The sequence below is a fragment of the Nocardia sp. FBN12 genome, assembly GCF_054031145.1.
The window spans coordinates 2939886-2954377 of record NZ_CM132926.1 but is presented as its reverse complement, the minus strand read 5'-3'; the positions used below and the strand labels follow the sequence as shown (position 1 = coordinate 2954377).

Here is a 14492-nt window from a genome sequence, read left to right as displayed (position 1 = left end):
CGATTCGTCATACAACCGCAAAGAGCTCGACACAAAGACCGCAAAGTCTGCTGGGCACGTTAGATATATGACAACGTCCACCATGTCCAACGAGCCGGCCGCCACGGCGGCCACTGGTTCGGAACCGAGATTGCGTCATCCACGGCTGGGCGACGGTGCTCAGCTGTGGCGGATCGCCCGCGACTCGCAGGTACTCGACGTCAATTCCAGCTACGCGTACCTGCTGTGGTGTCGCGATTTCACCGCGACCTCGCTGGTTGCCGAGCTCGACGGTGAGCCCGTCGGATTCGTCATCGGATATGTGCGCCCGGAAGCTCCGGACACGCTGTTCGTCTGGCAGATCGCCGTCGACGCGCAATGCCGTGGGCGCGGCCTGGCCGCCAGGATCCTGCACGCACTGCTCGATTCCGTAGCACCCGCGGGCATCACCACGTTGGAAACCACGATCTCACCCGGAAACACCGCCTCACACGCGCTGTTCTCCGCGGTGGCCCGGGAACGCGGTGCCGATTTGCGCACCGAGGACCTGTTCGAAGAAAACGATTTCCCCGATTCACACGAGGCAGAGCTGCTGTATGTGATTTCACCGGCTCAGCGCCAGGAGGAACGACGATGATCACGACCACCGACACCAGCATTTTCGAGGCCATGGAATCGAATGTGCGCGGATACTGCCGTGACTGGCCGGCCATCTTCAACACCGCCGAAGGCGCATGGTTGCGCGACGAGCAGGGCCGCGAATACCTCGATTTCTTCGCAGGCGCCGGCGCGCTGAACTACGGACACAACAACCCGATTCTGAAGAAGGCGCTGCTGGACTACATCGGCAGCAACGGCATCACCCACGGTCTGGACATGTCGACCGTGGCCAAACGCGAGCTACTCGAGACCATCCGCGACAATCTGCTCTCGCCGCGTGGCCTCGACTACAAGGTGCAGTTCCCTGGGCCGACCGGCGCGAACGCCGTCGAAGCCGCGCTCAAGCTGGCCCGCAAGGTCACCGGGCGCAAGACCATCCTGAGCTTCACCAACGCCTTCCACGGCATGACCCTGGGCGCGCTGTCGGTCACCGGCAACGCCGCCAAGCGGGCAGGTGCCGGCGTGCCGCTCGAGCACTCCACCCCGATGCCCTACGACGGCTACTTCGACAACACCATCGAGGACTTCGGCTGGATGCAGCGCGTCCTCGACGACAGTTCCTCGGGTTTCGATCGCCCCGCCGCGGTGATCGTGGAGACCGTGCAGGGTGAGGGCGGCGTCAACCTGGCCCGCGCCGAATGGCTGCGCCACCTGGCCGGACTGTGCGCCGCGCGTGACATCCTGCTCATCGTCGACGACGTGCAGATGGGTTGCGGCCGCACCGGGCCGTTCTTCTCCTTCGAGATCGCCGGCATCACCCCCGATATCGTCACGCTGTCCAAGTCGATCGGTGGCTACGGCCTGCCGATGGCGCTGGTGCTGCTCAAGCCCGAGCACGACCAGTGGGCGCCCGGCGAGCACAACGGCACTTTCCGTGGCAACAACCCCGCCTTCGTCACCGCCACCGCCGCCCTGCGCGAGTACTGGTCCGACGACAAGCTCGCCCAGCGCACCGCCGAGAACGGCGCCTACGTGGGCCGCACGCTGAGCGCTGTCGCCGAACGCCACGCCGGAGTGTCCACCCGTGGTCGCGGCATGGTGCACGGCATCGTCTTCGACGACCCGTCGCAGGCGGGCAAGGTCTGCCGCACCGCGTTCGAGCAGGGTCTGCTGGTGGAGACCTCGGGTTCGATGGACGAGGTCGTGAAGCTGTTGCCGCCGTTGACCCTCGGTAGCGACGAGCTCGATCAGGGCCTGTCGGTGCTGGTCTCCTCGATCGACACCGTGTGTGGCGGTGCCGCATGATCGTGCGCACCACCGCGGAGATCACCGGCACCGAACGCGATGTGGCAGGGCCGGGTTGGCGCAGCAAGCGCATCGTGCTCGGCGGTGACAAGGTCGGGTTCTCCTTCCACGAGACCACGATCGAGGCGGGCACCGTCCACGAGTTCCACTACCAGAATCACGTCGAGGCGGTGTGGCTGGTCGCGGGCGAGGGCAGCCTGCTCGATCTCGACAACAAGACGACATACGAGTTGGGTCCCGGCTCGATGTACCTGCTCGACGGCCATGAACGTCATCAGGTCACCGCGCGCACCCAGCTGCGGATGTTGTGTGTTTTCAATCCGCCGGTCACCGGCCGCGAGGTACACGATGAGAACGGGGTGTATCCGCTGATTATCGAGGAGGATGGCGCCAGTGTCTGATCAGCTCGACCGCTACCCGACCCGGCTCGCCGAGCCGGCCCCACATCTGGAACGCACCGATCCGACGGTGTGGGGGCAGGTCACCTCGCCGGAGTTGTCAGGGTTCGACGCGAACGGTTTCGCGACGATTCCCGACCTGCTCACCCCGGACGAGGTGGCCGCGTTCGGCGCCGAGATCGGGCACTTGGCGGCCGACCCTGTGCTCTACGGCGACGAGCGGGTGATCGTGGAACCGGTTGCGGGGCAGGTGCGCTCGGTGTTCCAGGTGCATCAGCTCAGCAAGCCGATCGCCGAGTTGGTTGCGGAATCGCGGATCGTCGGGCTCGCCGAGCAGATCCTCGGGTCGCCGGTGTATCTGCATCAGACCCGGGTGAACTACATGCCCGGTTTCGGTGGTAGTGGTTTCGGCTGGCATTCCGATTTCGAGACATGGCACGCCGAGGACGGCATGCCCGCTCCGCGCGCGGTGAGTCTGTCGATCGCGTTGACCGACAACTACCCGTTCAACGGCAGTCTGATGGTGATGCCCGGCTCGCACCGCACCTTCGTGCCGTGCCTGGGCGAAACGCCCACCGGGCACTATCGGGAGTCGTTGCGCGAGCAGCGCATCGGGATTCCGACGGCGGATGACATCACGTTCCTCGCCGCCCGCTACGGCATCACGCAGTTCACCGGGCAGGCCGGTTCGGCGTTGCTGTTCGACTCCAACCTGATGCACGGATCGTCGAACAACATCACCCCGTTCCCCCGCTCGAACATCTTCCTGGTGTTCAACAGCGTGGACAACGCCTTGGTCGAGCCTTTCTCGGCCCCCCAGCGCCGTCCGCAACACATCGCCGCCCGCGATTTCACCCCACTGCGGGAAGCTGTGCCGGAAACCGTCGGCGCGCTGGCGGAGCAGGCGCCCTAGGGTAGTTCGGACAATGCGGTGAGAGAGGCCGCCGCTCGCGGATCGTCGCGGGCGGCGGCCTTCCACCACTGCTCGGCGGCGGCCCGCTCGCCCTGCTGTAGGAGGAGGGCGCCGAGGTCGTAGGCGGCGCCGCTGTGGCCTGCCTCGGCGGCCTGGGTCCAGAGGGCGCGCGCCGAATCGTGTTCGCCGCGTTCGTGCATGGCGGTGCCGAGATCGTGCAGGGCGCCGCCGACACCTTGGCTGGCCGACCGTGGGGGAGGCGGTGCGATCGAGACCTCGGGCGGGGGATCGGCGGGCGCGGGTGGGCCGACCGGCCTGATCGGAACCGTGGAGATGATCGGTCTGAGGGGACGCGTCGGTTCGGCCGGGCCCGTCGTCAGCTCGACGACCAGCTCGTTGAAATCGGGCGTACCGGGGCCGGTGCTGCACCACAGGGTCGACGCCCCATCGGGGAGCAGGTCGACGACCATCCCGTAATTGCCGGTCCAGGACTGATGTGTGCCCGACCCGGCCACCCAGACGGGCGTGAGGGTGAACAGCGCGTCTGGCGCGTCCGCGGTCACCGAGATGTCGATGCCCTCGGCCAGCGCCTCGTACCAGATGTCAACGCCCGCCAGCGATCTCCCGTTCAGATTCACGTGCCCGTCGTGAACGGACAGCCCTAGCCCCAGGCCCGTCACGTCCGCTGGTGCCATCACCGACAGCGCGCGCAGATGTACCGCCGTGGTCCCGGTGGGCAATGCCTCGGTGTACATCGGATACACCGCCGCACCACACCATTCGATCGGCTCGGCGCCGTGGTAGCGCTGATCGAGCGGCACCGGTTCGCCAGGGCGTTGCGCGCCGGGATCATTCATCGGTGGCACCCACACTTTCCGCTGTCGAACCCCCTCGCGGCGCCAGACGGTCCGCGGTTGCGCGCTACACCGTACTCGCGTCTACGCGGTGCCGTGGCCGATTTACGACAAGACCGACAGCCGAATGCGGCAACGCCCCGGCGAATTCGCCGACCTGGCCGGATCGGTGTGTCCGGATGTCAGGCAACGGGATTCGCCGGGGCGTAACCCGACCGATCGGGCGTGGCATCAGCGATCAGACAGCGACCGACTCGCCGAGCTCCTCTTCGACGGCGGCGGGCGCGACCGGTGTCGGAGCGTGGCGTGCTTCGTACCGACCCGCCACCACGACGAGCACCAGACCGACCGCCAACCAGGCGAACAGGCCGAGCAGGCGGGAGCCGAAGCCGGCGCCACCGTCGAAGTAGAGCAGGTCCCGCAGTCCTTCGACGAAATCGGCGCCGTTCCAGAACGAGTGCAGCGCGCCGAAGAAGCCGTTCTGGAGTTCCGGTCCGTAGACGCCGCCGGAGGTGGTGAAGTTCAGCATCACGAACAGGGTGATCAGCGCCAGGGTGGTCCAGCGCTTCAGGAAGGTGTGCAGTCCGATGCCGATCAGGATGATGCCGCAGGTGTAGAGCCAGGCGATACCGAACACACTCGCGAAGTCGCTGTCGATGACGCCGAACACCGGGCCCGCCACGGCAACGCCGATGAGGCTCACGATCAGCGCGGTCACCACCCCGATCGCTGCCCGTACCCGCATCCGCAACATCGCGCCCGCCGCGCCGATCACCGCGACGCTGCCGTACGCGCCGACGCTCAACGCGACCAGCAGGAAGAAGATGCCCTGGCCCGTCGGGTCGCCACCGGCCTTGGTCGTCACATCCGTGACCACCAGCGGCACCCCCTGATGATCCGACACCGACCGGAATGCCACCTCCGCGGCCATCGCGCTCGTATCGGAGTTCGCCGTGGCGACGAGCAGTTCCGGTTCAGCGGTGTCGGGCACGTAGGCGCCGATGAGCGCGCGGTTCTGTAGCGCGGTGATGGCCGCTTCGCGGTCGGGCACGGTGATCATGTCGAGGCCCGCGCCGCCCTTGTCCTTCATCGTCTGCGCCAGGACCATCGACTGCGGGGAGTCGCCGACGACGGCGAGCGTCAGATTGTTCGGCTCCGGCTGGTGGAACGCGCCGAGATAGGCGAAGGCCATCCCGAGACACATCAGCAGTGGAGTCAGCAGATGTCCGGCGATGTGCCGGAACTGTGCGCGAGTCATCGAGGGAAATCTCCAAACAGTTGGTAAATGCAACTATGTATGGTTGTATAGTACAACTATGAACGCGCGCGACACAAGAACCCTGGCTGTGGACACCATCCAGCGGGAACTCACCGCCTTCGCCCGTCGCGCCAGGGGCCGCGCCGCCGAACTGCACCCCGAGCTGAGCCTGGTCGCCTACAGCATTCTCGACCTGATCCTCGAGCGCGAGGGGTGCCTGGCCACCGACCTCGCCGAACAGTTCCTGCTCGACAAGTCGACCGTCAGCAGGCAGGTCGGTGCGCTGGAAAAGCTCGGCTATCTCGAACGCGCGGTCGACCCCGGCAATCGGCGCAATCACGTCCTGCACGCGACCTCCGCGGGCCGAACTGTCGCCCGCGAGGCCGAACGTCGCCGCAGGGACGCCTTCCAGGCCCGTTTCGCCGACTGGACCGACGAGGACGTCGCGGCGATGGCCGGTTACCTGACCCGCTACAACCGGGGCGACTGATCAGCATCCACCTGGCTATTGCGCGCGTCACTCCCGCCGGTGGGCGGTGCCCCGACGAGGCACGCGAGTCGGTATAGTCGCCGCGGATGAGTAGTGACACCACCCACCCCGAGCAAGAGCGTTCCCCACGCCCGATCAATCGAGCATGGTGGCTGGTGCCGGTGTTGCTCACCGTTGTTTCGGTCGTCTGCGTCAGGACGCCGATCTGGCCCTTCGAACGCTATTCCGGCGGGTTCATCGATCTGCAGGTCTATCGCCTCGGGATCGAGGCCATGCGCGACGGCGCCGACATGTACGGCCAGCTGCCCAAGACCTCGATCGGCATCGGCCTGCCGTTCATCTACCCGCCGTTCGCGGCCATCGCGCTGGCACCGTTCGCGCTGCTGCCGTGGGGTACGGCGAAGATCCTCTACGTCGTGGTCTCGATCGCCGCGGTCGCCTGGACCCTTTACCTGGTCGCGCGTCGCTACCATCCGGACCGAAAGCAGGCTGCCCTGCTGGTCACCGCCTGCGCGATCCCGCTCGCGATGCTGCTGGAACCGGTCCGCGCGACCATCGACTTCGGCCAGGTCAACCTCCTGTTGATGGTGCTGGTCGCCACCGACTGCCTGCTCCCGAAAACCCGCTACCCCCGCGGCATGCTGATCGGTCTGGCCGCCGCCATCAAGCTCACGCCCGCCGCGTTCGTGCTGTACTTCCTGGTCCGCAAGGACTACAAGGCCGCCGCGACCGCCGCGGCCACCGGCGCGATCGCGACCGTGGCCTCGTTCGCGATCCTGCCCAAGGAGTCGACCAACTACTGGTTCGGCGGGCTGGGAAATGTCTCGGGTCTGAGCGGCTCGGCTTTCCACACCAACCAGTCGATCCAAGCCGTCATGGCACGCCTGCACATCACCGGCCTGCCCTTCGACGCGCTGTGGCTCGTACTGGGCGCGCTGCTGCTGGTCCTCGTCGTCGCCGCGATGCGCAAGGCCGCCGACGCTCCCGCGATCGCCCTGTCTCTCAACGCGGTCTTCACGCTGTTGCTGTCACCGATCTCGTGGTCGCACCACTGGGTCTGGATCGCCCCCGCGTTGCTCGCGATGGTCTGCCACGCCCGCACCCTGCCCCTCAGCAGTGCCAGGGGCTGGTACGCCACGGCCGTCGTTGTCGCCGCGGTCTTCGTGATCGCGCCGCACAGTTTCCTGCCCGATGGTGAACATCGCGAGACCTCATGGACTTGGGATCAGCACATCATCGGCGACACGTATGTGTGGTTGGCCGTCGCGCTCGTGGTGCTGTTCCTGGTGACCGGTCGACGGTCCGCACCGGCAGCGGAGGCGCCCGCGGCGGTCGAGGAGCACGCGCGCGTCGCTTGAGCGCTCTGCGCGACGACAGCGGCCCCGATCCGAGGATCGGGGCCGCTGTCGGTTTCGGTCAGACGGTGACGGATGCTTCGCGTTGGAGTTCCAACGCGATGTCGATGAGCTGGTCTTCCTGGCCGCCGACAAGCTTGCGTTTGCCTGCGCGGACGAGCATCTCGGCGGCGGAGACGTTGTAGCGTTCGGCTTGGCGTTCGGCGTGCTTGAGGAAGCTGGAGTACACGCCCGCGTAGCCCATCATCAGTGATTGGCGGTCGAGCAGGCATTCCTGCGGCATGGCCGGGCGGACGACGTCTTCGGCCGCGTCAGCGATCGCGAAGAAGTCGACGCCGGTTTTGATGGCGAGTTTGTCGGCGACCCCGACGAATGCCTCGACCGGGGTGTTGCCCGCACCGGCACCGAAGCGGCGGGTGGACCCGTCGATCTGAGTGGCGCCCGCACGGACGGCGTAGACGGAGTTCGCGACGGCGAGGCCGAGGTTCTCGTGGCCGTGGAACCCGACTTGGGCGTCGGTGCCGAGTTCGGCGACGACGGCGGCGACCCGATCGGAAACCTGTTCCAGGACAAGCGCGCCCGCCGAGTCGACGATGTAGACGCATTGGCAACCGGCGTCGGCCATGATCCGTGCCTGCTTGGCGAGTGCCTCGGGGGGCTGGGTGTGCGACATCATCAGGAACCCGACGGTTTCGAGGCCGAGGTCGCGGGCGTAGCCGAAGTGCTGGATCGAGACGTCGGCTTCGGTGCAGTGGGTGGCGATGCGGCAGATCGAGGCGCCGTTGTCCTGGGAGATCTTGATGTCTTCTTTGACGCCGACGCCGGGCAGCATCAGGAAGGCGATCTTGGCGTTGCGCGCTGTCTGGGCGGCGATCGTGATCAGTTCCTGTTCCGGGGTTTTGGAGAATCCGTAGTTGAACGAGGAACCACCGAGACCGTCACCGTGGGTGACTTCGATGACGGGGACGCCGGCACCGTCGAGGGCGGCGACGATGTCGCGGACTTCGGTGGCGCTGAATTGGTGGCGTTTGTGGTGGGAGCCGTCACGCAGGGAGGTGTCGGTGATCCGGATGTCGAGTTCAGCAGAGAATGGCATGGTCGAGTCTCCTTACGCCCGGCTCGGCTGCGGCGGACGCAGGGCCTCGGGGGTGATGGTGTCGAGGGCTGATGAATCGGTCATGATCACACCCGCGTCGACAGGATCTGATCGGCCATGACCTCACCGACACGGGTCGCCGCGGCGGTCATGATGTCGAGGTTGCCCGCGTAGGGCGGCAGGAAATCGCCCGCGCCTTCGACCTCGACGAAGATCGACACCTTCGCCAAGCCGCCGGATACCAGCGACGGTTCGTCGAACTGCGGATCGTTGAGCAGCCGGTAGCCGGGCACGTACTCCTGAATGGACTTCTCCATCCGGAAGATGCTCTCGGAGATGGCGTCTCGATCAGCGTCCTCGGGGATGGCGCAGAAGATGGTGTCGCGCATGATCATCGGCGGCTCGGCCGGGTTGAGGATGATGATGGCCTTGCCCCGCTGCGCGCCGCCGATGGTCTCGACACCCTTGGAGGTAGTCTTGGTGAACTCGTCGATGTTCGCGCGGGTACCCGGGCCGGCCGACACGGAGGACACCGAGGCCACGATCTCGGCGTAAGACACCGGGACAACCCGCGAGACCGCGTTGACCATCGGAATCGTGGCCTGACCACCGCAGGTGATCATGTTGACGTTCGCCGCGTCCCGCAGCGAATCCAGGTTAACCGCGGGGATCACGGCCGGGCCGACCGCGGCCGGGGTGAGGTCGACGGCGCGGATGCCGGCGGCCTCGTATTTCGGCGCGTACGCGCGGTGCACGTAGGCGGAGGTGGCCTCGAACAGCAGATCCGGCTTCTCGTCGAGGGCGAGCAGCCAGTCCGCGCCCTCGGCGGAGGTTTCCAAGCCGAGCCCGCGGGCACGCTTCAACCCTTCGCTGTCGGGGTCGATGCCGATCATCCAGCGGGGCTCGATGGATTCCGAGCGCAGGAGTTTGTAGAGCAGGTCGGTGCTGATGTTGCCGGATCCGACGATCGCGGCGGTGACGGAACCGTTGGACACGGTTGGCCTCCTTGGGGGATGGCGGCCGGGCAGGCCGGGGTGAGATCGGCTCAGGTGAACGACAGGCGGACGGAGCCGAGTCCGGTGAAATCGGCCAGGAACTCGTCGCCCGCCCTGGCGTCGATGGCGCGGGTGCAGGAACCGGGCAACACGATGTCGCCCGCCTTCAACCGCACGCCGAAGCTCGCGACTTTGCGAGCCAGCCAGGCGACGGCGATCACCGGATCGCCGAGGACCGCGTCGCTGCGGCCTTCGGCGATGACCTCACCGTTGCGGGTGAGCACGGCGTCGATCGCGGTGATGTCGATGTCGCCCGGGGCGACACGCTCCTTGCCGAGCACGAAACCGGCCGACGAAGCGTTGTCGGAGATGGTGTCGGCCAGTCCGATCTTCCACTCGGTGATCCGCGAATCGATCAGTTCGATCGACGGTGCGTAGGCGACAGTCGCGGCGAGTACGTCGGCCTCGGTGCAGTCCGCACCGGGCAGATCGGCGCCGAGGATGAACCCGACCTCGACCTCCACCCGGGGAAGGAGGAACTTCGAGGTGTCGACGGGGACGTCTTCGAAGACCTCCATGTCGGCGAGCAGGTGACCGTAGTCGGGCTCATCGACTCCCATCATCTGCTGCATCGCCTTCGACGACAGCCCCACTTTGTGCCCGACGACCTTCCCGCCGTCGTCCAGCCTGCGCCGGATATTGAGTAGCTGGACCTCGTACGCGTCCACCACATCGATGCCCGGATACCGGTCGGCGATGGGGGACACGGCCACCCGATCCAGTTCCGCTCGCGCCAGTTCGGCCGCGAGCGCGGTGCGCATGCCCGTTGTCAGCATCCTGGCTCCCTGTTCTCGTCTGGTCTTTGCCACTTCATGCTGGTGGTCGGCACCGCGCACCGGGCAGGCACCTCCCGCTGGATGGACAGGAAATTCTTCAGGTCCGGCGGGGCATCGCCGCGCACGCGGCCACCAGCACGACCGTCATGACCGCGATGGAGACGAAGACGAGATGCACTGCGGCCGAGAGTGATTGCGGTGTCGGCGCACCCACCCCATCGAGGCGCGCATTGACGATCGCGCCGAACACGGCCACCCCCACCGCGCTGCCGAGCGACCGCGCGAACATGGTGGCCGAGGTGACGACACCGCGTTCGGCCCACCGCGCGCTCGTCTGGGCCGCGATGAGCGTCGGTGTCGCCACCAGGCCCATGCCCGCACCCACCACGAAACACGACGCGGCGACTTGCCACAGCGGCGAGTTCTCGTCGAGGAGCAGCGTGGTCGCCGCGCCGATCGCCGCGACGCTACTGCCGAGCACGGCACACGTGCGAAAGCCGAAGCGCAAGTACACCTTTCCCGCTCTGGCGGCGGCCAGCGGCCAGCCGAGTGTGAGCGCACCGGTGACCAGCCCCGCGACCAGCGCGCTTGACCCGAGCACACCCTGATTGAACATCGGCACATACGTGGTGAACCCGAACAGCAGCGCCCCGCCCAGCATGGCGGCGACACTGCTGGCGATCACCACCCGCCGGGTGAACACCCACAGCGGCAGAATCGGTTGCGTTGCCCGCGCTTCGACGACCACGAACAGCATCAGAGACAGCGCGGCACCGCCGAAGAGCGCGACGCCGGTCGGCGACCCCCACGCCCAGGCCCGGCCGCCCTCGAGCAGCCCGAGCACCAGCGCACCCGCGCCGAGCGTGAGCAGCACCGACCCGGCGTAGTCGACACTGCGGTGGCGCCGGGACACCGACTCGTGGAAATTGCGCACCAGCATCCACGCGGCGAGCGCGGCCAGCGGCAGGTTGACCAGGAAGATCCACCGCCAGCCGAGGTAGTCGGCACAGATGCCGCCGAGCAGCGGGCCGGTCACCGACGCCACCGCCCAGACACCGGCCAGATAACCCTGGATGGTGGCACGCTCGGCCAGCGTGTACAGGTCACTCGCGATCACCATGGTCGTCGGCTGGATGGCGCCTGCGCCGATGCCCTGGATCGCGCGGAACACGATCAGGGCGAGCATGCTGCTCGCCAGCCCACACAGCAGCGAGCCGAGCGCGAACACCGCGATCCCGAACAGCATCACCGGCTTGCGGCCGAACGTGTCGGCTAGCGCGCCGTAGATCGGCACGGTGACAGCCTGCGCGAGCAGATAGCTCGTGAACAGCCACGGGAACAACATGAAATCGCCGAGGCTGTCGGTGATCGACAGCACCGCGGTCGCCAGGATCGTCGAATCGAGCGCGACGAGTCCGGTGGCCAGCATCAGCGAGGCGAGCACCGGCCCACGGTCCGAGCCGAAGCCGACGTCGGATCGTGCGGTATCGGTTGCCACAGAACACCTCTCGTTCAGAAGCGGATACGAACCTGATCGGTGCGCGGACGGGCCTGGCAGGCCAGGGTGTAACCGGCGTCGATGTCGTCCTGATCGAGGATCGCCGAGTTGATCATGGTGACCTCGCCGTCGACGACGGTGCACGCGCACGAGCCGCATTCGCCTTCGCGGCAGGAGTACGGGACGTCGAGTCCGTCGGCGAGCATGACGTCGACGAGGGTGCGCGAGCGCGGCCAGCTCAGCGCGTGCACGGTCCCGTCGAGTTCCACCTCCACCTGCGCCGCGTCCTCGGTATCGGCGGGGTCGAGCGGCTCGGGCTCGGCGAAGGGGTCACCGGACAGCGAGACGAACACCTCGGTGGTGACGCGCTCGCGCGGCCAGCCCGCGCCGGCCAGCGCCCCGGTCACCGCCGACATGAACGGTCCCGGCCCGCACACGAACGACTCGAAGGACGGATACGGTGCGGCGAACTCGGCCAGCTGGGCCGCGGTGGGCAGGCCCTGGAGCGATTCGAGCCAGTGCGCCACGGTGATCCGGCCCGGATACCGCGCGACGAGATCGCGGAGGGCATCGGCGAAGATGACCGACTGCTGATCGCGATTGGCGTAGAACAGCACCACCCGGCCCGTGCCGTGTGCCAGGGCGGAACGCAGGATCGACATCACCGGTGTGATGCCGCTGCCCGCCGCCCACAACAGCAGATCGGTGTCGAGGGAAGCCGGGGTGAAAGTGCCCTGCGGCGGCAGTACGTCGACGGTGTCACCGACGGCGATGTTGTCGCACAACCAGTTCGAGCCGTAGCCGCCCGCGGTGCGCTTGACCGTGACCTGCGGCGGTTCACCCGTGAACGGCGAACTCGCCAGCGAATAGCAGCGGGCCACCGGTTGGGCCCGCTCGCTCGGGATACGCAGCGTGAGGAACTGGCCCGGCCGGTAGGCGAAGCGGTCGGCGAGCTCTTCGGGCACGTCGAACACCAGCGACCGCGCGTCGGCCGTCTCCTCGATCACCGCCGATACGCGCAGCGTCACCACCCGCGAGCCACGCGGAACGTCGACAGTCGCCCTCGTCACTGGTGTCCTCCTCGATCACAGAACTGGTCTTGCGGAGCAACCGTCGCAGGCGCGGCGACGCTGCGCAGCCATGGTTCCCGGTGGTCGGGACATCGCCGTGCACTGCCCACTGACCGGGAAGACCAGGGCAGACGCGGTGGGCGATGACCCTAGCGTCGGGCCGATGAACCGCATGCAACACACCGTCGCGCTGGTGACCGGTGCGGCCGGGGGAATGGGCCGCGCCCATTGCCGTCGGCTGGCCGAGGAAGGCGCCGACATCATCGCACTCGACATCGAGGCAGCCGCGGCCGAATTGGCCGAGACGGCAAAGGAAGTCGAATCAACAGGTCGTCAGTGCGTCACCGGCTTCGCCGACGTGCGCGATCAGGCGTCCCTGGACGTGGCGGTCGCCGACGGCGTCGCCGCGTTCGGCCGCCTCGACGTGATCGTGGCCAACGCCGGCATCTACACCGACCTCGGTCTGTCCTGGGAACTGACCGACCAGGCGTGGCAACGCACCATCGACATCAACCTCACCGGCATGTGGCATACCGTGCGCGCGGCTGTTCCGGCGCTGAGCGACGGCGGCTCGGTCGTGATCGTGAGCTCCACCAACGGCATCATCGGCGCGGCCGCCGCCGCGCACTACTCGGCGAGCAAGCACGCCGTGGTCGGACTCGCCCGCACTCTGGCCAACGAACTCGGCCCGCGGGGGATCCGGGTGAACACGGTGCATCCCGGCTCGGTCGCCACGCCGATGATCTTCAACGACGCGGTGTACGCGAAACTGCGTCCCGACCTGCCGAATCCGACTCGGGAGGACGCGGCGGAGGTGCTGGCTCGCCGCACCATTCTCCCGGTTCCGTGGGTGGATCCGGTCGACGTCAGCAACGCCGTGCTCTTCCTCGCATCCGACGAGTCCCGTTTCGTGACGGGAATCCAACTCGTGGTGGATGCCGGACTTACTCAGAAGGTGTGACATGGGACGGGTTTCGGGCAAGATCGCGCTGATCACCGGCGCGGCGCGTGGTATCGGGCGCGCACAGGCCATCCGGCTGGCCGAGGAAGGCGCCGACATCGTCGCCGTCGATATCTGCGGACCGGTCGAGACGGTGGTGTCGCCGGGTGCGACGCCGCAGGACCTCGCCGAGACCGTGCGCGCGGTCGAGGCGACCGGCGCGCGGATCGTCGCCGCCACCGTCGACGTTCGCGACGGTGGCGCACTGCGGGCCGCGGTCGACGCGGGCGTCGCGGAGCTGGGCGGGCTCGACATCGTGTGCGCCACCGCCGGAATCAGTTCCAGCGGTGCGGCATTGGAACTGACCGAACAGCAGTGGCAGACGATGATCGACGTCAACCTCACGGGCGTGTGGCAGACGTGCAAAGCCGCCACCCCGCACCTGATCGCGCGCGGGGGCGGCGCGATGATCCTGACCAGCTCGATCGCGGGACTGCGCGGTCTGGTCGGCGTCGCGCACTACACCGCCGCCAAGCACGGGGTGGTCGGCCTGATGCGATCGCTGGCGAAAGAGCTTGCCCCGCATCATGTCCGGGTGAACTCGGTGCATCCGACCAATGTCGACACTCCGATGATCCAGAACGACATGGTGCGCAAGGTGTTCCGGCCCGACCGGGAGAATCCCACCCGCGAGGAGTTCGCCGAAGCCGCCGTGTCGATGAACATGCTGCCGATCCCGTGGGTCGATCCGGTCGACATCGCCAATGCCGCCCTGTTCCTCGGCTCGGACGAGGGCCGCTTCATCACCGCGGTGACGTTGCCCATCGACGCGGGCAGTACTCAGCGCTAGCCGCGGAAAACAGAAAATGCGCGGGCCGCCGGATGGCAGCCCGCGCACTTTCTTG

The 14492-nt window shown here is 67.3% G+C and carries 15 protein-coding genes; 8 read left to right on the top strand and 7 right to left on the bottom strand.

Annotated features, from left to right (window positions below):
• The first annotated feature begins 67 nt into the window (after window positions 1-67).
• Genes ectA through thpD form a run of 4 tightly spaced genes read left to right on the top strand, consistent with a single transcriptional unit; the run spans window position 68 to window position 3195 of the window.
• A complete protein-coding gene (gene ectA, locus ACWZHB_RS14335) occupies window positions 68-616 on the top strand; it encodes a diaminobutyrate acetyltransferase (RefSeq protein WP_427908433.1) in 549 nt (182 codons plus the stop codon).
• A complete protein-coding gene (ectB, locus tag ACWZHB_RS14330; protein WP_427909165.1) occupies window positions 616-1884 on the top strand; it encodes a diaminobutyrate--2-oxoglutarate transaminase in 1269 nt (422 codons plus the stop codon). The genes ectA and ectB overlap by 1 nt, the downstream gene beginning before the upstream one ends.
• Entirely contained in the window at window positions 1881-2285 is a 405-nt protein-coding gene (locus tag ACWZHB_RS14325; protein WP_427908432.1) for an ectoine synthase, read from the top strand. The genes ectB and ACWZHB_RS14325 overlap by 4 nt, the downstream gene beginning before the upstream one ends.
• Entirely contained in the window at window positions 2269-3195 is a 927-nt protein-coding gene (thpD, locus tag ACWZHB_RS14320) for an ectoine hydroxylase (protein ID WP_427908431.1), read from the top strand. Before ACWZHB_RS14325 ends, thpD begins: the two co-directional genes overlap by 17 nt.
• Here the strand turns inward: thpD and ACWZHB_RS14315 are convergent.
• Window positions 3192-4052, bottom strand: a complete 861-nt coding sequence (locus ACWZHB_RS14315; protein WP_427908430.1) for an SEL1-like repeat protein — start codon at window positions 4050-4052, stop codon at window positions 3192-3194. The genes thpD and ACWZHB_RS14315 overlap by 4 nt on opposite strands.
• 235 nt (window positions 4053-4287) lie before the next feature.
• On the bottom strand, window positions 4288-5307 hold the full coding sequence (locus ACWZHB_RS14310; RefSeq protein ID WP_427908429.1) for an ABC-2 transporter permease: 1020 nt from the start codon (window positions 5305-5307) through the stop codon (window positions 4288-4290).
• A 58-nt stretch (window positions 5308-5365) separates the two neighbouring features.
• On the opposite strand from ACWZHB_RS14310, the gene ACWZHB_RS14305 reads away from it, so the two are divergent.
• Both ACWZHB_RS14305 and ACWZHB_RS14300 read left to right on the top strand, forming a co-directional pair.
• The gene (locus ACWZHB_RS14305) at window positions 5366-5797 is read left to right on the top strand and encodes a MarR family winged helix-turn-helix transcriptional regulator (protein ID WP_427908428.1); all 432 of its coding nucleotides are present in this window, start codon (window positions 5366-5368) and stop codon (window positions 5795-5797) included.
• An 86-nt stretch (window positions 5798-5883) separates the two neighbouring features.
• Complete coding sequence (locus ACWZHB_RS14300) at window positions 5884-7155, top strand: glycosyltransferase 87 family protein (protein ID WP_427908427.1); 1272 nt, start codon at window positions 5884-5886, stop codon at window positions 7153-7155.
• Window positions 7156-7213: 58 nt separating this feature from the next.
• On the opposite strand, the gene dmpG is transcribed toward ACWZHB_RS14300, so the two are convergent.
• The 5 genes from dmpG to ACWZHB_RS14275 all read right to left on the bottom strand — a co-directional run bounded on the left by dmpG (window position 7214) and on the right by ACWZHB_RS14275 (window position 12647).
• Window positions 7214-8248 (bottom strand): 4-hydroxy-2-oxovalerate aldolase, encoded by a 1035-nt coding sequence (dmpG, locus tag ACWZHB_RS14295; protein ID WP_427908426.1) that lies wholly within the window; start codon window positions 8246-8248, stop codon window positions 7214-7216.
• A gap of 86 nt (window positions 8249-8334) precedes the next feature.
• A complete protein-coding gene (locus ACWZHB_RS14290; protein WP_427908425.1) occupies window positions 8335-9243 on the bottom strand; it encodes an acetaldehyde dehydrogenase (acetylating) in 909 nt (302 codons plus the stop codon).
• A 50-nt stretch (window positions 9244-9293) separates the two neighbouring features.
• A complete protein-coding gene (locus tag ACWZHB_RS14285; protein ID WP_427908424.1) occupies window positions 9294-10079 on the bottom strand; it encodes a 2-keto-4-pentenoate hydratase in 786 nt (261 codons plus the stop codon).
• Window positions 10080-10176: 97 nt separating this feature from the next.
• Complete coding sequence (locus ACWZHB_RS14280) at window positions 10177-11577, bottom strand: MDR family MFS transporter (RefSeq protein ID WP_427908423.1); 1401 nt, start codon at window positions 11575-11577, stop codon at window positions 10177-10179.
• Between the two features lie 14 nt (window positions 11578-11591).
• Window positions 11592-12647, bottom strand: a complete 1056-nt coding sequence (locus ACWZHB_RS14275; RefSeq protein WP_427908422.1) for a 2Fe-2S iron-sulfur cluster-binding protein — start codon at window positions 12645-12647, stop codon at window positions 11592-11594.
• A gap of 163 nt (window positions 12648-12810) precedes the next feature.
• Between ACWZHB_RS14275 and ACWZHB_RS14270 the strand changes: the two genes are divergently transcribed.
• Together ACWZHB_RS14270 and ACWZHB_RS14265 are read left to right on the top strand one after the other, a co-directional pair.
• A complete protein-coding gene (locus tag ACWZHB_RS14270; protein WP_427908421.1) occupies window positions 12811-13608 on the top strand; it encodes a mycofactocin-coupled SDR family oxidoreductase in 798 nt (265 codons plus the stop codon).
• Window position 13609: 1 nt separating this feature from the next.
• Window positions 13610-14437, top strand: a complete 828-nt coding sequence (locus ACWZHB_RS14265; RefSeq protein WP_427908420.1) for a mycofactocin-coupled SDR family oxidoreductase — start codon at window positions 13610-13612, stop codon at window positions 14435-14437.
• Window positions 14438-14492: the final 55 nt, after the last annotated feature.